Source organism: Pantoea sp. Ap-870, from assembly GCF_011752515.1.
GTDB lineage: Bacteria > Pseudomonadota > Gammaproteobacteria > Enterobacterales > Enterobacteriaceae > Pantoea > Pantoea dispersa.
Genome location: NZ_VWXG01000001.1, coordinates 518,662 through 539,034, shown reverse-complemented (window position 1 = coordinate 539,034; position 20,373 = coordinate 518,662). Strand labels below are relative to the sequence as shown.

Here is a 20,373-nt window from a genome sequence, read left to right as displayed (position 1 = left end):
CTACGGTGCCGCGCCGTATTTCGCCAGCAGCGCACGGGCGATGGCCAGCGTCTCGGCATCGGCTTCGCCACGGTAATCACGAGGGCGGAAATGCATCTGAAACGCCGCAATCAGTTTGCGCTGCATCTGCGGCGTTGGCGCAGCGGCAACGTCATAACCATAGCGCTGCAGCGCAGTCAGTAGCGCTGCATACTCCACCGGCGCATCCGGCGGCTGGTTAGCCAGATAGCGCTGCACCGTGGCGGCATCCGGCCACGCTCCCAGCCCCTGCCGGGCCAGCTGTTGCCACGGAAACAGCGGACCGGGATCCTGCTTGCGCTGCGGCGCAATATCACTGTGCCCGACAATATTTTCCGGACTGATGCCGTAACGCTGGCTGATATCGCGCACCAGCGCGGTCAGGGCCGTGATTTGCGCGGCGGTGAACGGCTGCCACTGCCGGCCGGTCAGCGTGCGGCGATAGCCGGCATTGACGATTTCGATGCCAATTGAGGTGTCATTAATGCGCGTTGCGCCGCGCCAGAAGCTCGGTCCGGCATGCCACGCCAGCTGGTTTTCAGGCACCAGCTGCCAGATCACCCCAGCGCCGTTTTTCTGCGGCGGCTGCTGCGGAATCAGATAGTGCGCGCTGACGTTGCGGTCCGTCAGGGTCGCCAGCGACGAGGGAAAGTCCTCCGCCGTGTAGTGGATTACCACCACTTTGATGCGCGGTCTGGCCCCCTGCGCCGGGTGCGCGCTATCGACCCAATAGCCGTTGCGCGCTTCCAGCGTCGACTGGCAGGCGCTGAGCAGCAGCGCCATCGCCAGCAGTAACACCGCGCGCATTAGCGCACGATCACCGCAGTACCGGTAACGCTCACCATCAGCATGCTGCTGTCTTTGCCCACGGTTTCGTAGTCAATATCAATGCCAACCACTGCATTGGCGCCCATGGCTTTCGCCTGTTCTTCCAGCTCTTCGAAGGCGATCTGCCGCGCTTTGCGCAGCTCTTTCTCATAGGCACCGGAGCGGCCGCCGACGATATCGCGGATGCCGGCAAAGAAGTCGCGGAAAATGTTGGCACCGAGAATCGCTTCGCCGGTCACAACGCCGCAATATTCAGTGATGCTCTGCCCTTCCAGGGTTGGCGTAGTCGAAAATTTCATCGTTCTCTCCTGTGGTGATTCATGAGGCGATAGCTCGTACGGCGTAAAAGCACGGCTATACTCTATGCTAAAAATGGCGCTTTGCCAGTGAACAATAAGGAAATCGAGATGAGAAACAAAGCCTTTGCGCTGCTTGTTCCCGCTGCATTGCTGCTGAGTGCCTGTACCACCGTTGAGCCGGTGATCAAGGACAACGGGCCGCGTACCGCACCCTGCGTTGACGGCGGTCCGGACAGCGTGGCGCAGCAGTTCTACGATTTACGTGTCAGCCAGCCAACTCAGGGATTGCCGGACAGCACCACGCTGGCAAAATATCGCCCGTACCTGAGCGACAACCTGTATCAGAAACTGCTGCATGCCAGCAGTCAGAGCAACCCACCGGCAGCGTGGCGTCAGGGCGATCTGTTCTCCAGCCTGGCACAGGGGCCCACTGCCGCTGACGTGGCCAGCGCCTCCAGCATTCCTAACCGCGACGCGCGTAATATTCCGCTGCGCGTGACGCTGAGCCGCGGCGATAAAAGCTGGCGCGATGAAGTGCTGATGATCCACGAAGGCACCTGCTGGGTGGTGGATGATGTGCGCTACGTCGGCGACTGGCCACACGCCGGTGGCGGCTCGCTCAGCCAGCTGCTGGAAGAGAAAAAATAGTCGCGCATTTTTTCCGCACTCAGCCGCAACCATTAGCGCGCCGCACCATTGCGGCGCCGCTAAGCTTCCGCGCAACAGCCAATGCTTACCCGTCAGCCCCTTTCCCCACTGCCCTGCCCGATTTTGTGCTACGCTTTTGCTGTTTAATTGCTCTTTAATAAATTTTAACCCACCTCAATTGCATAACTATTCTGGTGACGTTAAGATTTGCGACACTAATTGCTATTCATTTTTTGCGCATGAGTATTCAACTAAACGCCATCAACTGTTTTTACGGTGCCCATCAGGCGCTGTTCGATATCAACCTGGCCTGCCCGCAGGGCGAAACGCTGGTGTTGCTCGGCCCGAGTGGCGCGGGTAAAAGTTCACTCCTGCGCGTGCTCAACCTGCTGGAACTGCCGCGTTCCGGTAGCCTGCAGATTGCCGGCAACCACTTCGATTTTAGCCAGACGCCGTCCGACAACGCGATTCGCGAACTGCGCCAGAATGTCGGCATGGTGTTCCAGCAGTACAATCTGTGGCCGCACCTCAGCGTGATGCAGAACCTGATTGAAGCACCCTGTCGTGTGCTCGGACTCAGCAAAGATGCGGCACGCGCGCGCGCCGATAAACTGCTGGAACGCCTGCGCCTGACGCCGTACGCCGATCGCTTTCCCCTGCACCTTTCCGGTGGCCAGCAGCAGCGCGTGGCAATTGCGCGCGCGCTGATGATGGAGCCGCAGGTGTTGCTGTTTGATGAACCGACCGCGGCGCTTGACCCGGAGATCACGGCGCAAATCGTCAGCATCATTCGTGAGCTGGCGCAGACGCAGATCACGCAGGTGATTGTGACCCACGAAGTTGAGGTGGCGCGCAAAACCGCCAGCCGCGTGGTGTACATGGAGAACGGTCGCATCATTGAACAGGGCGATGCCAGCCACTTTACACAGCCGCAAACCGAGGCGTTTGCTCATTATCTTTCGCACTAAGTCAGGATGCTTCTAATGAAAAAAGTTGTACTTGCTGCACTGCTTGCCAGCCTGAGCCTGAGCGCTTCTGCCGCGCAAACCCTGCGTTTCGCGACCGAGGCGTCTTATCCGCCGTTTGAATTTGTCGACTCCGACAACAAAATCCAGGGCTTTGACGTCGATCTGGCCAATGCGCTGTGCAAAGAGATCGATGCGACCTGCACCTTTACCAACCAGGCCTTCGACAGCCTGATCCCCAGCCTGAAATTCCGCCGTTTTGACGCGGTGATGGCCGGCATGGATATCACGCCAGAGCGTGAAAAGCAGGTGCTGTTCACCAAACCTTACTACGACAACTCTGCGACCTTCATCGCGCAGAAAGGCAAGCTGGCGGACGTTGCGGCGCTGAAAGGCAAGCGTGTGGGCGTGCAGAACGGCACCACGCACCAGAAATATCTCTCTGACAAGCACAGCGACATCACCATCGTGCCTTACGACAGCTACCAGAATGCGGTGCTCGACCTGAAGAATGGCCGTATTGATGCGGTGTTCGGGGATACCGCCGTGGTTAACGAGTGGCTGAAGCAGAACGCCAACCTCGCCGCGCTGGGTGAGAAAGTGACCGACAAAGCCTACTTCGGCACCGGTCTCGGCATCGCCGTGCGTCAGGGCAACAGCGAACTGCAGCAGAAGTTCAACGGCGCGCTGGATAAGATCAAAGCCGACGGCACCTACAAAACCATCTACAACAAATGGTTTCAGCAGTAATTTCTGATGAATGAAATGATTCCACTCGCAAGCGCCGCCGGCATGACCGTCGGCCTTGCCGTTTGTGCCCTGATCGCCGGCCTCGCGCTGGCGATGATTTTTGCTGGCTGGGAATCGCTGCGCTGGAAACCGCTGGCGTGGATCGGTACCGGGCTGGTGACGCTGATTCGCGGCCTGCCGGAAATTCTGGTGGTGCTGTTTATCTATTTCGGTGCCTCGCAGCTGCTGCTGACGCTGTCGGACGGCTTCCAGCTCAATCTGGGCCTGTTCACCCTGCCGGTGCAGATGCAGATTGAGAACTTTGATGTCAGCCCGTTCCTGTGCGGCGTGATTGCGCTGGCGATGCTCTATTCGGCTTACGCCTCTCAAACGCTGCGCGGTGCGCTGAAAGCGGTGCCGTCCGGCCAGTGGGAATCAGGCCAGGCGCTGGGCATGAAAAAGTCAGCGATTTTCTTCCGCCTGATTATGCCGCAGATGTGGCGCCATGCGCTGCCCGGACTCGGCAATCAGTGGCTGGTGCTGCTCAAGGATACGGCGCTGGTGTCGCTGATTAGCGTCAACGATCTCATGCTGCAGACCAAAAGCATTGCGACGCGCACCCAGGAGCCGTTTACCTGGTATCTGGTGGCTGCCGCGATCTATTTAGTGATTACGCTATTCAGTCAGGCGGTGCTGCGCCGTATTGAATCACATACCACGCGTTTCGAGCGGGGGGCCTGACGCATGCTGGCGTATTTACCTGAGCTACTGAAAGGCCTGCATACCAGCCTGACGCTAACGGCCGCCTCGCTGGTCGCCGCGCTGCTGCTGGCGCTGCTGTGCACCATTGTGCTGGCGCTGAAGCTGCCGCTGCTCAACTGGCTGGTCAAAGGCTATATCACACTGTTTACCGGCACGCCGCTGCTGGTGCAGATTTTCCTGATCTATTACGGTCCCGGCCAGTTCCCCAGCATTCAGAACGTGCCGTGGCTCTGGCATTTACTGTCGCAGCCGTGGCTGTGTGCCATGCTGGCGCTGTCGCTTAATAGCGCAGCCTACACCACACAGCTGTTCTACGGCGCGGTGCGCGCCATTCCGGCCGGGCAGTGGCACTCCTGCGCCGCGCTGGGCATGCGCCGCCGCGATACGCTGCGTATTCTGCTGCCGTACGCGTTTAAGCGCGCCCTCTCCTCTTACTCTAATGAAGTGGTGCTGGTGTTCAAGAGTACTTCGCTGGCCTATACCATAACGCTGATGGAGGTGATGGGCCACGGCCAGCTGCTGTATGGCCGCACCTACGACGTCACCGTATATGCTGCCGCCGGTCTGATTTATCTGGTGGTTAACGGCCTGCTGACGCTGCTGATGCGCCTGGTCGAGAAGCGCGCGCTGGCGTTTGAGCGCCGCAACTGATCGTCTGACGCGGCGCGAAGAAAAGCGCCGCGCCCTTTCTCGCTATATCTGATCACAGCGAAATAAATTTTTAATCATATTTATTGCATACAAATGCATTAACTGGCATCGTGTAAATCGTTTCGCCTCTGGCATGGTTTACAGGAGCCTTATAATGAAAAAATGGATTGTTGCGGCAGTGATGGCAACGCTGGCAATGAATGCTTATGCGGCAGAGAAAATTCGTTTTGCTGCCTCAGCCACCTATCCCCCGTTCGAAGCACTCGATCAGAATAACCAGATTGTCGGTTTTGATATCGACCTCGCTAAAGCGCTGTGTCAGCAGATGCAGGCCGAGTGCACTTTCACCAACAATGCCTTTGATAGCCTGATTCCTTCGCTGAAATTCCGTCGCTATGACGCGGTCATTTCCGGCATGGATATCACCGCCGAGCGCAGTAAGCAGGTCGATTTTACCCAGCCCTACTACGCCAATTCGGCGATTGTCATCGCCCATAAAGGTGAATATAGCGACTTTAGCCAGCTGAAAGGCAAACGCATCGGCGTGGAAAACGGCACCACCCATCAGAAATACCTGCTGGAGAAACATCCGGAAGTAATTGCGGTGGCCTACGACAGCTACCAGAACGCAATCCTCGACCTGAAAAATGGCCGGCTCAACGGCGTATTTGGTGACAGCGCAGTCGTCAATCAGTGGCTGAAGGCCAATGCGGATTTGAGCACGGTCGGCGAGCACATTACCGACAGCGACTACTTCGGCACCGGGCTCGGCATTGCGGTGCGCAAGGGCAACAGCGCGCTGCTGCAACAGCTGAATGGCGCGCTGGCGGCGCTGAAAGCCAACGGTCGCTGGCAGCAGATCAATCAGAAGTGGTTCCCGGAATAAGCATTATGGAGTTGCGTGGCGCCGGGCCTGCCAGGTTCTGCACGTCCTCAGCGCAGCCGGGCGCTACGCGATTCCACCCTTACGACGCAGTAACGTCAGCACCTCGAAATGTGCGGTGTGCGGGAACATATCGAACAGCTGCACGCGGCTGATGTCATAGTCGGCCAGACGCGCAATGTCCTGCGCCATGCTGGCGGGATTGCAGCTGGAATACAGGATGTAGTCCGGCGCCATGCGGCTCAGCCAGGCGCACAGTTCTGCGCCAATACCGCGACGTGGCGGATTGACCAGCACCAGCTGCGGCACGCTCGTATGCCCGGTGGCAAACTGCGTGGAATCCAGCGCGGCAAAACTCACCTGCTCTAACCCCAGCTGCTGCGCCGACTGCTGCGCGCAGGCGATGGCTTCCGCACTGATTTCAATGCCGGTCAGCTGCATCTGCGGCGTGGCGCAGTGCAGGCCAAAGCCGCCAACGCCACAGAACAGATCCCACATGCTGTGCACCGGCAGCTCCGCCACCCAGTCGCGTGCCGTTGCGTACAGCGCAGCCGCCACCTGCGGGTTAGTCTGAAAGAAACTTTGCGGACGGATATACAGCGGCACGTCGTTAAAGCGTTCCGGCAGCGCCTGCTCAGGCGTCAGCGCAATCTCCTCCTCACCCTCCAGTATCGCCATGTGCACCGGCTGAATATTGGCGGAGATCACCTGCAGCTGCGGCAGCTGCTGTTGCAGCCATGGCAGCGCGGCGCGCAGCTGTGCCAGTTTGCTGTGCGAGCGCAGGACAAAACGCAGCATCATGCCGCCCTGGGTACTCTCCGTCAGCAGCAAAAACTTCAGCTCGCCGCGTTTGCGCGCCACGTTGTACGGCGTCAGACCGGCACGGGCGATAAAGGGTTTCAGCACGTCGAATACCGCCACGAAGCTGGCGGGATAGAGCGGACAGGCGCAGAGATCCACCGGCTCGCCGTCACGCGCCACCATGCCGAACAGCGGTTTTTCCACGCTGCCGCTCACCACCATCTTGGCTTTATTGCGAAACCCCTGCTGCGCCGAGGTGATCGGCGGCCGCCAGTCGGCGACCGGCATGCCGTCCAGCAGCTGCGTCAGCTGCGTCTGCTTGTCGTTCAGCTGTTGCGGATAGGGTTTTTCCAGCCACTGACATGAGCGACAGCGACCGGCCTGATAAAGCGCGCAATGCATGGAAAGGCCTGTATTGAGAATCGGGAGCAGAAACGGGGGCCGATTGTATCACCGGCTGCGGAAAAATGCGCGACTGCTGGCCGGCACAAACAGCAGCAGCAGCACCAGCACATCCGGCAGTTTCTGCAGCAGCGTGTGGTGAATAATCTGCGCGTTATTCTCGCCGGGAATGCTGAAAATCTCCGGATAGATCCAGCCCACCGACGCCATCAGCATGTACAGCAACACCACGATCTGTGTGGCTACGTAGCCCCAGCGCCCGGCATTACTGCCGCGCATCAGGGCAAAGGCACAGCGCAGTTCAAACAGGAAAATCAGCTGGCTGGCGATAAAGATCAGCGTGGAGTCCCACGCCTGCGCGCTGCGGTGCACGAAATTGGCGATTTCGTCATAGCCCAGCTCATTGGCCAGCATCAGCACGCTGATACAGCGCGTGGCGATAATGGCGCTGCCGGCAATGGTTACCGGCACGGGCGTGGAGGTTAACACCAGGTTTTTCAACGTTTCCGACATTGCGCGCGCTCCATAAGAAAAGGCTGACAGAGTCAGCCTTGCTTATATTGGCAAATGTTGCGTCACTCAGCCACGTTTTGCTTTCTGAATATCGCGCAATCGCTGTTTTTCTTCGTGCGCCATAAAGCGCCAGGCGATAAAGCCGACCAGCCCGACCACAAACAGAATCAGCGAGGCCAGCGCGTTGATCTCCGGATTGACGCCGCGGCGCACCGTGGCAAAGATCGCCATCGGCAGCGTGGTAGCGCCCGGGCCGGTGACGAAGCTGGCGATCACCAGGTCGTCCAGCGACAGAGTAAACGCCAGCAGCCAGCCGGTAATGATCGCCGGGGCAATCATCGGCACGGTAATCACGAAGAACACCTTCAGCGGCGTAGCGCCGAGGTCCATCGCCGCTTCTTCAATTGAGCGATCCAGCTCGCGCAGCCGCGAGTTGATCACCACCGCCACGTAGGCGGTACAGAACGTGACGTGCGCCAGCCAGATAGTCAGCATGCCGCGATCGCCCGGCCAGCCAAAGGTATTGCCCATCGCCACGAACAGCAGCAGCAGCGACAGACCGGTGATCACGTCGGGCATCACCAGCGGCGCGGTGAGCATGAAAGCAAAGCCGCTGTGGCCGCGAAAACGCCCGAAGCGCACGATAATCACCGCCGCCATGGTGCCGAGCACCACTGCCATGGTGGCCGAGAGCGCCGCGATGGTCAGGCTCAGGCCAACCGCATCCAGCATCGCATCATCCTGGAACAGCACGCGATACCAGTGAAACGAAAAGCTCTCCCATACCGTCACCAGCTGCGAGCTGTTGAAGGAGTAAACCACCAGCAGCAGCATCGGCGCGTACAGGAACAGGAAGCACAGCGCCAGAATCACGGTGCGCCACGGAGAGCGGATTACCGGTAGCTGATTCATCCCTTCTCCCCCATTTCACGGTTTTGATGTTTGTGGAACCAGACGATAGGCAGAATCAAAATCAGCAGGATGATCACCGCCAGCGCCGAGGCCACCGGCCAGTCGCGGTTGTTGAAGAACTCCTGCCACAAAATGCGCCCAATCATGATGCTATCCGGTCCGCCGAGCAGTTCCGGGATCACGTACTCGCCCACCGCCGGAATAAATACCAGCATTGAGCCAGCAATAATGCCGCCTTTGGTCAGCGGCACGATGACGCTGAAGAAGGTTTTCAGCGGGCGCGCGCCGAGGTCGAGCGATGCTTCCACCAGCGAATAATCAATGCGCGTCAGCGCGGTGTAGATCGGCAGCACCATAAATGGCAGGTAGCAGTAAACGATACCGATATACACCGCCGTGTTGGTGTACAGGATGATCAGCGGATGATCGATCACGCCAAGCCACATCAGGAAGCGGTTGAGGATTCCGTTGTTGTTCAGCAGTCCCATCCACGCATAGACGCGCACCAGGAACGAGGTCCACGACGGCAGGATCACCAGCAGCAGCAGGATGGTGCGCATAGAGGGCTTGCTGTGCGCCACCGCCCACGCCAGCGGATAACCGATCAGCAGACAGATCACCGTTGAGATCGCCGCCACCTTCAGCGAGGTGAGATAAGCTTCGGCGTACAGCGGATCGTCGGTTAGCGTCAGGTAGTTGCCCAGATTGAGCACCAGGTTGAGCTGGTCGTCCGCCCAGGTCACCAAATCGGTGTACGGCGGAATGGCGCGCGCAATATCGGCGAAACTGATCTTCAGCACGATGAGGAACGGCAGCATAAACAGCAGAATTAGCCACAGATAAGGCAGCGCGATCACCAGCTTGCGACCGTGCTGCATTTTCATGCGCGTGCCCCAGCGCTGCAGCGGTGTGCCCGCTACCTCCGGCTCGCTGCGTTGAGAAATCTGGCTCATAGCGCCTCCTTAAACCGTCAGGACCACACAGCTGTCGGCATCCCAGCACAGGCGCACTTCATCGCCCCAGGTGGGCGCGCCTTTCCGGTAGCGATGCGCATTCTGCAGCTGGGCGCTGATCATCTGGCCGCTGCGCAGCCGTACGTGGTAAATCGACAGATCGCCGAGATAGGCGATGTGCACCACTTCGCCGACGGCAAAGTTGCAGCCGTCGGCCGGCACCTCGTCGCACAGCATGACTTTTTCCGGCCGCAGCGCCACGTGCACCGGCACGTTGTCCACAATCGACACATCGGTCTGCACCTTGAGCGGATGCATCAGCCCCGGACTGTCGATCACCACGCCCTCGTCGCGGCGTTCGCGCAGCAGGCCATCAAACACATTCACCGAGCCGATAAACTCGGCGCTGTAGCGGCTGGTCGGATGCTCGTAAATCTCTTCCGGCTCGCCGATCTGCACAAATTTACCGCGGTTCATGATGGCGATGCGGCCCGCCATGGTCATGGCTTCTTCCTGATCGTGGGTCACCATCACGCAGGTAGCGCCTACGCGCTCCAGAATATCCACCACTTCGTGCTGCATGCGGTCACGCAGTTTTTTATCCAGCGCGCCCATCGGTTCGTCGAGCAGCAGCAGCTTGGGACGTTTCGCCAGGCTCCGCGCCAGCGCCACGCGCTGACGCTGGCCGCCAGAAAGCTGGTGCGGCTTACGTTTGGCGTACTCTTCCATATGCACCAGCGCCAGCATTTCTGCCACGCGGCTGCTGATTTCGCCTTTCGGCAGTTTGTCCTGCTTCAGGCCAAAAGCGATGTTCTGTTCCACCGTCATGTGCGGAAACAGCGCGTACGACTGGAACATCATGTTGATGGGCCGCTGATACGGCGGCACGTGGGACAGATCCTGACCGTCCAGCACAATCTGGCCGCTGCTGGGAATTTCAAAGCCGGCCAGCATCCGCAGCAGCGTGGACTTGCCACAGCCGGAAGCGCCCAGCAGCGCGAAAATTTCGCCTTTGTAAATGGTCAGGCTGACATCATCCACGGCGTGCTGGCCGTCAAACGATTTCGTCAGGTTGCGGATTTCCAGCAGCGGCGTTAACGCCTTAGCCGTTTTATTTTGGGGGCGGGGAATCGCGTCGTTCACTCACATGTCTCCGGCGCTAAGCGGGATAGCGCGGCACAGCCAGCCGCTAAATGACACAACAGAGGCCAGCACCGCGCCTCTGTTGTCGTTTACCGATAAGGGAATCCGTTCAGAACGAATTACTTACCACTTTTTACTTTAGTCCATGCACGGGTACGCGCACGATCCAGTTTCGGATCCTGGACCTTGAGCACAAACAGTTTGGCCATCGCTTCCGGTGTCGGGAAGATACCCGGATTGTTGCGCACATCCGCATTGATCAGCGGCAGCGACGCTTTGTTGCCGTTGGCGTAGTTCATCTTGTTGGAGACGTCGGCAATCACTTTCGGATCCATGATGTAGTTCAGCCACTGATAAGCCGCATCCAGATTTTTCGCGTCTTTTGGAATGGCCATCATGTCGAAGAATGCCAGCGCGCCCTCTTTCGGTACGCTGTAACCGAGATGGACACCGTTGTTGGCTTTCACCGCGCGATCTTTCGCCTGCAGAATATCGCCAGACCAGCCGATGGCGACGCAGATGTTGCCGTTGGCGAGGTCATTGATGTACTGCGAAGAGTGGAAGTAGCGGATATTCGGCCGCAGCTTCAGCAGCAGATCGGTCGCCGCGCCGGTGTAATCTTTCGCGTCAGAGCTGTTCGGATCTTTGCCGAGGTAGTTCAGCACGGTGGCAAAAATCTCTTCTGGCGCATCGAGGAACGAAACGCCGCAGCTCTTCAGTTTTTCCAGGTTTTCCGGCTTCAGCACCAGATCCCAGCTGTTCACCGGCGCATCGGCGCCCAGTGCCGCTTTGACTTTATCGATGTTATAGCCAATACCGGTGGTGCCCCACAGGTAAGGAATGGCGTATTTGTTACCCGGATCGTGCTGGGCCACTTTCGCCATCAGATCGGGATCGAGATTTTTATAGTTAGGCAGCTTGCTCTTATCCAGCTCCTGGAACACACCAGACTGCAGCTGACGTGCGAGGAAGCTCGACGACGGTACCACCACGTCATAGCCGGTGCTGCCAGCCATCAGTTTGCCTTCCAGCACTTCGTTGGAGTCAAACACGTCGTAGACCACTTTGATGCCGGTCTGCTTTTCAAAATTGGGCACGGTGTCGGCCGAAATATAATCGGACCAGTTATAAACGTGCAGCGTTTTATCCTCTGCCTGAGCGCCCACGGCCGCAGCCATCAGCACACCTGCAACCACACCTGGCAACCATTTTTTTGACTGGTTGATCATGTTTTTCTTCCTCCTGAGCGGGTCATCACAACGCTGCATACACGCGATCCGGTCGTTGCGTTGTCTGTAAAATTACAGCCACACAATGAATCAATATTCAGCGGGAGTTTAATAGCAAAAACCTATAGCTGCGCCGTAGTTGCACGTATCAGACAGCCCCGCAAGAATAGCCCCCCTGATTCCTGCGTGCCAGATCCCAGCTTAAAAAACGCCTTTTTGCGATAAGTTATGCATGTTTCTGCTATGCACTCTGGCACTAGCGGCATAAAGCACGACTAATATCTGGCAATAAAGGGCAAAATGCAGAATAAAAAGTGGTGGGCCTGAAATGAAAACTGCCGCAAAAAGCGGCAGTTAGCAGGAGGGAAAAAATCAGTGCAGCATGCTGTGGCTGCTGACACTCGGCGGACGCTCCTCGTCTTCGCCCATCATCAGCAGATGATTGGCGAACGCTTCCATGATCACCATCGAAATCCCCTCTTCGCTCTGCTTCATGAAGTGGGTGAACTGACCAAAGGTGATGCCGGCGCTTACGCTGATTGACTGGCAGACGATCAGCTTCGGCAGGTTGTCATCCTGTATATCGATAAAGGCTTTCACCGTCAGCGAACTGGCATTGATTTGCGACAGTTCACCAACCAGCGGGATCAGCGCGGTGGGCTTTACTTCTGCCAGCGCCGAGAAGAGGATAACGTTATCCACCAGGTCGATTTTCGCGTCAAACACCCCGTCAAAATTCTGCATATGCGGCAGATGCAAAGCCTGGCAGGCATCGCATTCGAACCAGGTGATATTTTGTTGATCCAGCCAGCGACGCAGCATGTCGATGTCAGGAACGACCAGTGAATCCATCGTTGTATCCTGTGGGGTGAATAAATAAGCGCCTTAGCTTACGGAAAAACAGTCGCAGATGCCACGAAAACCGCGCAAAAGCGCGGTTCAGCCCCCGGTTTTCGGACGATAACCGGGACAGGCGTGCTGCTCAATCCAGCGGATCATCATGGCGGCAATGTCTAAACCGGTGCTGCCTTCGATGCCCTCCAGCCCCGGAGAGGCATTGACCTCCATCACCAGCGGACCCCGGTTGGCGCGCAGAATATCCACGCCCGCCACGGCTAATCCCAGCGTCGTGGCCGCTTTGACCGCGATCTCGCGCTCCTGATCGGTAATGGTGACGGCGCGGGCGCTGCCGCCACGGTGCAGATTAGAGCGGAAATCGCCCTCTTTGGCTTCCCGCTCAATCGCCGCCACCACTTCGTCACCAATCACCAGGCAGCGGATGTCGCGCCCGCGCGCCTCTTTGATGAACTCCTGCACCAGAATATGCGCATTGAGACCGCGAAACGCATCGATCACGCTCTCTGCCGCCTGGCGGGTTTCCGCCAGCACCACGCCGATCCCCTGCGTCCCCTCCACCAGTTTCACCACCAGCGGCGCGCCGCCGACCATGGCGATCACATCCTGCGTATCATCCGGCGACGAGGCAAAGCCGGTAACCGGCATGTCGATGCCCTCGCGCGCCAGCAGCTGCAGCGAGCGCAGCTTGTCGCGTGCGCGGGTAATGGCCACTGACTCGTTGAGCGGATAGCTGCCGAGCATCTCAAACTGGCGCAGCACCGCCGTACCGTAAAAGGTGGTGGCGGTGCCAATGCGCGGGATCACCGCGTCAAAATGGCCGAGCGCCTCACCGCGATAGTGCACCGCCGGCGAGTCGGAGTTGATATTCATGTAGCAGGAGAGCGGATCGATCATCTGCACCTGATGGCCACGCGCTTCCGCGGCTTCACGCAGGCGTTTACAGGAATAGAGCGCGCCGTCACGGGTGAGAATGGCCATCTTCATTGCAGCAGTCCCTGTACTTAGCGCGTTGCCCAGCCCTGCTGATGCAGGTAGTCCAGCATGAACGGTCGCGTTTCTTTAATGATCAAACGCTGAATCAGTTCGCTCCAGGTTTCCGAGCGCTGATTGCTGTCGCGCTGCTGATAGTAAGCGGTGATCTGCTGGTCATATTGCGCCAGCACTGCTTTATCCAGCGGCTGGTAGCGGTTTTCGTGCACCAGCATCGCCTGTGGCATGCGCGGCTTGACGTCCGGTGACGCGTCGGGATGGCCGATGCAGAAACCAAACAGCGGCAGAACAAACTTCGGCAGCCCCAGCAGCTCCGTCACCTGCGCGATGCTGTTGCGAATGCCGCCAATAAACACGCCGCCTAAACCGAGCGATTCCGCAGCGACCATGGCGTTCTGCGCCATCAGCGCGGTATCGACACAACCCAGCAGCAGCTGTTCGGCACGGCCCAGCTGAGCCTCAGGGCAGATTTGCTGGTGGCGGTTGAAGTCGGCGCAGAATACCCAAAACTCCGCTGCGGCGCTGACCCACGGCTGGCCGCCGGTGAGCTGCACCAGCTGCTCGCGCAGGGCGCGGTCGGTGATACGGACAATGGAGGAACATTGTAAAAAACTGGAGGTCGAGGCCGCCTGCGCCGCAGCGATAATCGCGCTGCGCTGGGCGTCATCAATCCCCTGCTCAGTAAAGGCGCGAATGGAACGGTGGCTGCAAAGCAAATCAATAGTCGGCGTCATAATCCTCTCCGGTTACTTCTTTTTGTCGGTGTGATTGAACAACTGCGGTGCCATCGCCTTTGCGGTGCGCCACATCATCAGCCACGCTGCCGGCAACATCAGCGCAATGCCGAGGAAAAACAGCAGCGTTGCCAGCGGTTTTTTCGCCATGAATGCCGGTGCCGCCAGCCAGTCGTTGACCAGCAGCAGCGCGCCAATCACTGCCAGCACGCCCAGCGCTTCCAGCAGTAGCACGGGTTTGGGCAATGTCGCCAGATTACGCATGGTTCAGGGCTCCTCAGTGTTCATCTGTTTCTGCTGCAGGTGATACCCGAATACTGTAGTACGGCATTGTGACCGGGTATAGACAGCGCGCATTAGAGTAACAGGCAATTTCTGCTTTTCTTAAGCAGGATGGGCGGGCATGATGTGACGCATTATTCACGCTGTGATGTGAGACAAGTCACAAAACAGCAGCGGAAGGAGAGAAGCAATGATTGCAGTGATTTTTGGCCGTTCCAGCTGCCCTTACTGCGTACGAGCAAAAGAGTTAGCCACGAAGTTAACCAGCGAGCGCGACGATTTTAATTATCAGTACGTCGATATCCAGGCGACCGGCATCACCAAAGCCGACCTGGAAGCGCGTGCCGGCAAACCGGTGTCTACCGTGCCGCAGATCTTCCTCGACGACCAGCACATCGGTGGTTACACCGAATTTGCTGCGTGGACCAAAGAAAACCTCGGCATCGAAGCCTGACCTGACGGGCCTGCGGGCCCGTCTTCGCTTCACTCAGCTGGTCCGCATCGCCAGCATAATGCGCAACAGGCGCACCAGCAGCGCACCGCACCCCGCCCAGAATAGTGCACTCAGGCTCCACGCCGTCACCAGCAGCAAGCTGTGCGTCATCGGCATCACCAGCCACACCCACGTCATGCCCAGCAGCGTCCCGCCCAGCGCGATCCACAGTGTGCCGATCAGCGGACTGTCCGGCTGCAGCAGCGCCATCACGATGCCCGGCAGCAGAAACAGCAGCAGTTCCGGCTGTCCACGCACCGCCTGCGTCGCGGCGGCGGACCAAAAATGATGTGCAAAAATAAACACCAGCGTATAAAGCATCACGCCCAGAACCGATGCTGGCCAGCGATTATTGCGCTGCAACATACCTCTCCTCAACTTTGACGTTAACAATATTGAAACTTTTAACTGCCCTGATGCGCTTACGTGGAAATAAAAAGAAACAGCTGAAGGCAGAAGGAATGAAAACTGCTGATAGCTGAGGGTGTTAATTATGATTAGAATGGCGCCGCTTTATGTGGGTCACAGATTAAGAACATTCGGTGACCGGGCCGTGCGCCGCCGTCACAAGATAGCGAAAAAATCCCCTCCCATCAACCCGTTACAGGTAAATAAGAAGTTAAACCGTGAACATTAACGTCGCAGAATTGTTAAGCGGAAATGACGTTCTGTTATTATTTGTCGTATTAGCCCTCGGCCTGTGCCTGGGTAAATTACGCCTTGGCTCCGTACAACTCGGTAATTCTATTGGTGTGCTGGTGGTTTCGCTGATTCTGGGTCAGCAACACTTCGCGATTAATACTGACGCCTTAAGTCTGGGCTTTATGCTGTTTATTTTTTGTGTCGGGGTGGAAGCCGGTCCCAACTTTTTCTCCATCTTTTTCCGCGACGGTAAGAACTATTTCTTTCTGGCGATCGTCATGGTGGTCAGCGCCCTGCTGATTGCGCTGACGCTCGGCAAACTTTTTGGCTGGGATATCGGCCTCACCGCCGGCATGCTGGCCGGCTCGATGACCTCAACGCCGGTGCTGGTGGGCGCAGGCGATACGCTGCGGCAAAGCATCAGCGACACGCAGCTGCTGGGTCGCATGCAGGATAACCTCAGCCTGGGTTACGCCCTCACCTATCTGATTGGGCTGGTCAGCCTGATTTTTGGCGCACGCTACCTGCCGCGCCTGCAGCATCAGGATTTGCCGACCTGCGCCCAGCAAATCGCGCGCGAGCGCGGTCTGGATGCGGACAGCCAGCGTAAAGTGTTCCTGCCGGTAATTCGCGCCTACCGCGTTGGTCCGGAGCTGGTTGAGTGGAGCGGCGGCAAAAACCTGCGTGAGCTGGGGATTCACCGTCAGACCGGCTGCTACATTGAGCGCCTGCGGCGTAACGGCATTCTGGCCAGTCCGGACGGTGATGCAGTTTTGCAGCTCGGCGACGAAATTTCTCTGGTCGGCTATCCGGATGCCCATGCGCGTCTCGACGCCAGTTTCCGTAATGGTAAAGAGGTGTTCGATCGCGATCTGCTCGACATGCGCATCGTCACCGAAGAGATCGTGGTGAAAAACCACAACGCGGTGAATAAACGCCTGAGCCATTTAAAACTGACCGATCATGGCTGCTTCCTCAACCGGGTGATTCGCAGCCAGATTGAGATGCCGATCGACGACAGCATTATGCTCAACAAAGGCGATGTGCTGCAGGTGAGCGGCGAAGCGCGCCGGGTGAAAAGCCTGGCCGATCGCATCGGCTTCATTGCTATTCACAGCCAGATGACCGATCTGCTGGCGTTCTGCGCCTTCTTTATCATCGGCCTGATGATCGGCATGATCACCTTCCAGTTCAGCAACTTCAGCTTTGGCCTGGGCAACGCCGCCGGGCTGCTGTTTGCCGGCATCATGCTCGGCTTCCTGCGCGCCAACCACCCGACGTTCGGCTACATCCCGCAGGGCGCACTGACCATGGTGAAAGAGTTTGGCCTGATGGTGTTTATGGCCGGGGTTGGCCTGAGCGCCGGCAGCGGGCTGCAGCACGGTCTCGGCAGTGCGGGCGCGCTGATGCTGCTGAGCGGCCTGCTGGTGAGTCTGTTACCGGTGGTGATTTGCTATCTGTTCGGCGCTTATGTGCTGCGCATGAACCGCGCGCTGCTGTTTGGTGCCATCATGGGCGCGCGCACCTGCGCACCGGCCATGGAGATCATCAGCGATACCGCGCGCAGCAGCATTCCGGCGCTCGGCTATGCCGGCACCTACGCCATTGCCAACGTCTTGCTGACGCTGGCGGGGACGCTGATCGTCATCATCTGGCCGCTTTTGCCTGTTTAAAAATATTTTTACACGCGTCAGAACTAATCGGACGCGATGCAGTCTGAATAAGTGCCACTGCTTTTCTTTGAAATCCCCAAATTGAGGAGCCCGTTAGCCTTCTGCTAGCGGGTTTTTTTATGCCTGCCGCGCGCGCCCTTAAGGTTTCCCTAAGCGTGATTTGCCACCCTGTGACTCTGGTTTCGCTATTTGCAAATATTCATGCAACTTTCATCAAAGTTAAACACTCCAACAACCCGCAGTGAGATTCGGAGCGCGACTATTTATTCTCTGTCCGCGCGCTTCTACGCTATCAACCTTATTTTGCTGGCAATTCTGGCGCTGGCGTTTCTGTGGTGGTCGCGCCACGAAAGCCTCGACATCGCCATCAGCCAGCGCTGGTTTGATCCGCTCACCCGGCGTTTTCCGTGGCAGCACAACCGCTGGCTGGATCTGATTAACCATCGGCTGATGAAGGATGTGATTATCGCTGGCGCGGTACTGCTGTTACTGCGCGGCCTGCAACAGCGTGACGCCCGGCGTGTGCTGGTGGCCCTGCTGTTTGGCATGGGGCCGCTGGTGGTGGGCATGCTGAAGGTGCACAGCGCGCACTCCTGTCCGTGGGATCTGGCGCTGTTCGGCGGCAACGCCGCGAGCTTTCCGCTGCTGGCGGCGGTACCGGCCAACAGTGGCCCCGGCCAGTGCTTTCCGGGCGGCCATGCTTCCAGCGGCTTTGCGCTGATGGCGCTGTTTTTTTTGTGGTGGCCGGAGCGTCCACGCCGCGCGCTGCTGGCGCTGGCAATGGGTATCGCCTGTGGCCTGCTGATGGGCTATGGCCAGGTGATGCGTGGTGCGCACTTTTTCTCCCACAATTTGTGGGCGGGCTGGTGGGTGTGGCTCAGCCAGCTGCTGATTTTTGCCGCAATTTCTTTTTGGGTAAACAAGACGAGGACGAGGAAACGTGATGGAAGCTCTTAACCACACCCTCTTTTTATGGATTAACGCCACGCCGGATTCACCCGCGTGGCTGCTCAGCCTGGCGACCTTTATCGCCAAAGATGTGATTGCGATTGTACCGTTGCTGATTGTCGCCCTGTGGCTATGGGGACCGCGCGATCAGCTGCAGTCGCAGCGCGCGCTGGTGCTGAAAACCGGCATGGCGCTGATTTATGCGCTGAGCATCTCCTGGTGCGTGGGCCAGCTGCTGCCACACCCGCGCCCGTTCGCCATTGGCTTTGGTCACCAGTTCCTGTCACACGCTGCTGATGACTCCTATCCCAGCGATCACGGCACCACGATTTTTACCTTCGCGCTGGCGTTTATTTTCTGGCACCGTCTGTGGTCCGGCGTGGTTTTGCTGGCGATTGGCAGCGCTATTGCCTGGTCACGCGTGTATCTCGGCGTGCACTGGCCGCTGGATATGCTGGGCGGTTTTCTGGTGGGGTTGCTTGGCTGTCTGGCTTCGCATCTGGCGTGGCAGCTGTACGGTCAGCGCATGCTGGCGCTGACGCATCAACTCTACCGCGCCCTGTTCGCGATGCCGATTAAAAAAGGCTGGGTGCGCGGATAAACTCAGCCGGCAGGCGGGTTAGCCACGGGCTGACCCGCCGTCCTGAGATTAACTGAACCACTTACCAAACCAGCCGTTGAATTTCATCATAATGAAATCCCAGATGCGGCCAACAAAGCCGGCTTCCGGTACATCCTCCATCGCCACCAGCGGACGCTGCTCAATGGTTTTGCCATCCAGCTGGAAATCGATAGTGCCCACTACCTGGTTCTTTTTCAGCGGCGCTTCCAGCTGCGGTGCGTTGAGGGTAAAGCTGGCCTTGAGGTTTTTCATCTGCCCTTTCGGGATAGTGATCGCCGCATCCTTCGCCACGCCGAGGTTGACCTGGCTGTTTTCGCCAAACCACACGCGCTGCTGGGCAAACGGTTTATCCGCTTTAATCGGCGTAACGGTTTCATAGAAACGGAAGCCCCACGTCAGCAGCTTCTCACTCTCGCGGAAGCGAATGGCATCGGTCTGCGCGCCCAGTACCACCGAAATCAGGCGCATATCGCCGTCCACCGCTGAAGCAACCAGATTATTGCCCGCCCCCGAGGTATGCCCGGTTTTGATGCCGTCAACCTTGAGGTTGCTGCTCCACAGCAGGCGGTTGCGGTTCATCTGTTTGATATTATTGAAGGTAAATTCTTTTTCGCTGTTCAGCGCATACTCTTCCGGCACATCACCAATCAGGCGCTGGCCGATAATCGCCATATCACGAGCGGTGCTGTACTGGCCTTCGGCGTCCAGACCGTGCACCGTCATGAAGTGGGTGTTTTGCAGGCCAAAGGCTTTAACGTAATTGTTCATCAGGCCAATAAAGGCATCCTGACTGCCGGCGACATAGTCCGCCAGCGCGATACAGGCATCATTCCCCGACTGGATCACCACGCCCTTATTCAGTTCCGAGACCGGGATGCGATCGCCCGGCTTGAGGAACATCAGCGACGACCCGCGCAGTTTCGGATTGCCGGTGGCCCACGCATCCTGGCCGATGGTCACCATGTCGTTACTGGTGATTTTGCCGGATTTCAGCGCCTGGCCGACCACGTAGCTGGTCATCATTTTGGTCAGACTGGCGGGATCAAGACGCTGGTCGGCATTGGACTCTGCCAGCACTTTGCCGCTGCTGTAGTCCATCAGAATCCAGGCTTTTGCCTCAATCTGCGGTGCCGCCGGTGCCTGCTCGGCCAGAGTGGTGACAGGGACGAAAAGCAACAATAATGAACTGGCCGCCAGTGGCCGCCAGACTGAAGTCAGGGATGTTTTTCTCATGAGCGTGACCCAATTGTCCTTGTAAAATCACGGATTTGTGCAGGTAAGACATGTCTTACCAAACGCTAACGGTTCACGCCGGTGAAAAAAACCGCCAAACCGTAAAGTTTTTTAGAGTTTGTTAGAGTAACCCTGGCATTAAGGCCGCTGCGCTGCCAGTGC

Annotated in this window: 24 protein-coding genes; 10 read left to right on the top strand and 14 right to left on the bottom strand. The window is 58.0% G+C overall.

Annotated elements, in window-relative coordinates:
• On the bottom strand, positions 1-825 hold the full coding sequence (locus tag F3J41_RS02645; RefSeq protein ID WP_166709861.1) for an N-acetylmuramoyl-L-alanine amidase: 825 nt from the start codon (positions 823-825) through the stop codon (positions 1-3).
• Positions 825-1,145: a heavy metal-binding domain-containing protein gene (locus tag F3J41_RS02640; RefSeq protein WP_132465365.1), complete on the bottom strand. Its 321-nt coding sequence runs from the start codon at positions 1,143-1,145 to the stop codon at positions 825-827. The genes F3J41_RS02645 and F3J41_RS02640 overlap by 1 nt, the downstream gene beginning before the upstream one ends.
• A gap of 108 nt (positions 1,146-1,253) precedes the next feature.
• On the opposite strand from F3J41_RS02640, the gene F3J41_RS02635 reads away from it, so the two are divergent.
• The 6 genes from F3J41_RS02635 to F3J41_RS02610 all read left to right on the top strand — a co-directional run bounded on the left by F3J41_RS02635 (position 1,254) and on the right by F3J41_RS02610 (position 5,786).
• Positions 1,254-1,793 carry a lipoprotein gene (locus F3J41_RS02635; RefSeq protein ID WP_021508370.1) on the top strand — a complete coding sequence of 180 codons (540 nt, stop codon included), beginning with the start codon at positions 1,254-1,256 and terminating at the stop codon, positions 1,791-1,793.
• A gap of 239 nt (positions 1,794-2,032) precedes the next feature.
• A complete protein-coding gene (gene artP, locus F3J41_RS02630; RefSeq protein ID WP_021508371.1) occupies positions 2,033-2,761 on the top strand; it encodes an arginine ABC transporter ATP-binding protein ArtP in 729 nt (242 codons plus the stop codon).
• A 15-nt stretch (positions 2,762-2,776) separates the two neighbouring features.
• Positions 2,777-3,508: an arginine ABC transporter substrate-binding protein gene (gene artJ, locus F3J41_RS02625; RefSeq protein WP_021508372.1), complete on the top strand. Its 732-nt coding sequence runs from the start codon at positions 2,777-2,779 to the stop codon at positions 3,506-3,508.
• A 6-nt stretch (positions 3,509-3,514) separates the two neighbouring features.
• Positions 3,515-4,228: an arginine ABC transporter permease ArtQ gene (gene artQ, locus F3J41_RS02620; protein WP_166709859.1), complete on the top strand. Its 714-nt coding sequence runs from the start codon at positions 3,515-3,517 to the stop codon at positions 4,226-4,228.
• 3 nt (positions 4,229-4,231) lie between these two features.
• A complete protein-coding gene (gene artM, locus F3J41_RS02615) occupies positions 4,232-4,900 on the top strand; it encodes an arginine ABC transporter permease ArtM (RefSeq protein ID WP_104092760.1) in 669 nt (222 codons plus the stop codon).
• A 154-nt stretch (positions 4,901-5,054) separates the two neighbouring features.
• Complete coding sequence (locus tag F3J41_RS02610; protein WP_166709857.1) at positions 5,055-5,786, top strand: arginine ABC transporter substrate-binding protein; 732 nt, start codon at positions 5,055-5,057, stop codon at positions 5,784-5,786.
• 63 nt (positions 5,787-5,849) lie between these two features.
• Here F3J41_RS02610 and rlmC read toward each other — a convergent pair whose 3' ends face one another.
• The 10 genes from rlmC to F3J41_RS02560 all read right to left on the bottom strand — a co-directional run bounded on the left by rlmC (position 5,850) and on the right by F3J41_RS02560 (position 14,582).
• The gene (gene rlmC / locus F3J41_RS02605; RefSeq protein WP_166709855.1) at positions 5,850-6,986 is read right to left on the bottom strand and encodes a 23S rRNA (uracil(747)-C(5))-methyltransferase RlmC; all 1,137 of its coding nucleotides are present in this window, start codon (positions 6,984-6,986) and stop codon (positions 5,850-5,852) included.
• Positions 6,987-7,034: 48 nt separating this feature from the next.
• Positions 7,035-7,499: a YbjO family protein gene (locus F3J41_RS02600; protein WP_166709853.1), complete on the bottom strand. Its 465-nt coding sequence runs from the start codon at positions 7,497-7,499 to the stop codon at positions 7,035-7,037.
• 66 nt (positions 7,500-7,565) lie between these two features.
• Positions 7,566-8,411, bottom strand: coding sequence for a putrescine ABC transporter permease PotI (potI, locus tag F3J41_RS02595; protein ID WP_166709851.1), 846 nt, complete (start codon positions 8,409-8,411; stop codon positions 7,566-7,568).
• A complete protein-coding gene (gene potH, locus F3J41_RS02590) occupies positions 8,408-9,364 on the bottom strand; it encodes a putrescine ABC transporter permease PotH (protein WP_021508379.1) in 957 nt (318 codons plus the stop codon). Before potH ends, potI begins: the two co-directional genes overlap by 4 nt.
• Positions 9,365-9,373: 9 nt before the next feature.
• Positions 9,374-10,507 carry a putrescine ABC transporter ATP-binding subunit PotG gene (gene potG, locus F3J41_RS02585; protein ID WP_021508380.1) on the bottom strand — a complete coding sequence of 378 codons (1,134 nt, stop codon included), beginning with the start codon at positions 10,505-10,507 and terminating at the stop codon, positions 9,374-9,376.
• A gap of 119 nt (positions 10,508-10,626) precedes the next feature.
• Positions 10,627-11,736: a spermidine/putrescine ABC transporter substrate-binding protein PotF gene (gene potF, locus F3J41_RS02580; protein WP_021508381.1), complete on the bottom strand. Its 1,110-nt coding sequence runs from the start codon at positions 11,734-11,736 to the stop codon at positions 10,627-10,629.
• Between the two features lie 372 nt (positions 11,737-12,108).
• Entirely contained in the window at positions 12,109-12,588 is a 480-nt protein-coding gene (locus F3J41_RS02575; RefSeq protein WP_021508382.1) for a YbjN domain-containing protein, read from the bottom strand.
• An 87-nt stretch (positions 12,589-12,675) separates the two neighbouring features.
• Complete coding sequence (gene rimK / locus F3J41_RS02570) at positions 12,676-13,578, bottom strand: 30S ribosomal protein S6--L-glutamate ligase (protein ID WP_021508383.1); 903 nt, start codon at positions 13,576-13,578, stop codon at positions 12,676-12,678.
• A gap of 17 nt (positions 13,579-13,595) precedes the next feature.
• Positions 13,596-14,318: an oxygen-insensitive NADPH nitroreductase gene (gene nfsA / locus F3J41_RS02565; protein ID WP_058757789.1), complete on the bottom strand. Its 723-nt coding sequence runs from the start codon at positions 14,316-14,318 to the stop codon at positions 13,596-13,598.
• A gap of 12 nt (positions 14,319-14,330) precedes the next feature.
• Positions 14,331-14,582, bottom strand: a complete 252-nt coding sequence (locus F3J41_RS02560; RefSeq protein WP_059008991.1) for a DUF1418 family protein — start codon at positions 14,580-14,582, stop codon at positions 14,331-14,333.
• Between the two features lie 208 nt (positions 14,583-14,790).
• Between F3J41_RS02560 and F3J41_RS02555 the strand changes: the two genes are divergently transcribed.
• Entirely contained in the window at positions 14,791-15,054 is a 264-nt protein-coding gene (locus F3J41_RS02555) for a GrxA family glutaredoxin (protein WP_010618314.1), read from the top strand.
• Between the two features lie 33 nt (positions 15,055-15,087).
• On the opposite strand, the gene ybjM is transcribed toward F3J41_RS02555, so the two are convergent.
• Positions 15,088-15,459, bottom strand: coding sequence for an inner membrane protein YbjM (gene ybjM / locus F3J41_RS02550; protein WP_058757791.1), 372 nt, complete (start codon positions 15,457-15,459; stop codon positions 15,088-15,090).
• A gap of 260 nt (positions 15,460-15,719) precedes the next feature.
• Between ybjM and F3J41_RS02545 the strand changes: the two genes are divergently transcribed.
• The 3 genes from F3J41_RS02545 to ybjG all read left to right on the top strand — a co-directional run bounded on the left by F3J41_RS02545 (position 15,720) and on the right by ybjG (position 18,957).
• On the top strand, positions 15,720-17,408 hold the full coding sequence (locus F3J41_RS02545; RefSeq protein WP_021508387.1) for an aspartate:alanine antiporter: 1,689 nt from the start codon (positions 15,720-15,722) through the stop codon (positions 17,406-17,408).
• Positions 17,409-17,609: 201 nt separating this feature from the next.
• Positions 17,610-18,365 (top strand): phosphatase PAP2 family protein, encoded by a 756-nt coding sequence (locus F3J41_RS02540; RefSeq protein ID WP_166709849.1) that lies wholly within the window; start codon positions 17,610-17,612, stop codon positions 18,363-18,365.
• A complete protein-coding gene (gene ybjG / locus F3J41_RS02535; protein ID WP_021508389.1) occupies positions 18,352-18,957 on the top strand; it encodes an undecaprenyl-diphosphate phosphatase in 606 nt (201 codons plus the stop codon). The genes F3J41_RS02540 and ybjG overlap by 14 nt, the downstream gene beginning before the upstream one ends.
• A gap of 48 nt (positions 18,958-19,005) precedes the next feature.
• Here ybjG and F3J41_RS02530 read toward each other — a convergent pair whose 3' ends face one another.
• Positions 19,006-20,211, bottom strand: coding sequence for a serine hydrolase (locus F3J41_RS02530; RefSeq protein WP_152391188.1), 1,206 nt, complete (start codon positions 20,209-20,211; stop codon positions 19,006-19,008).
• Between the last annotated feature and the right edge of the window lie 162 nt (positions 20,212-20,373).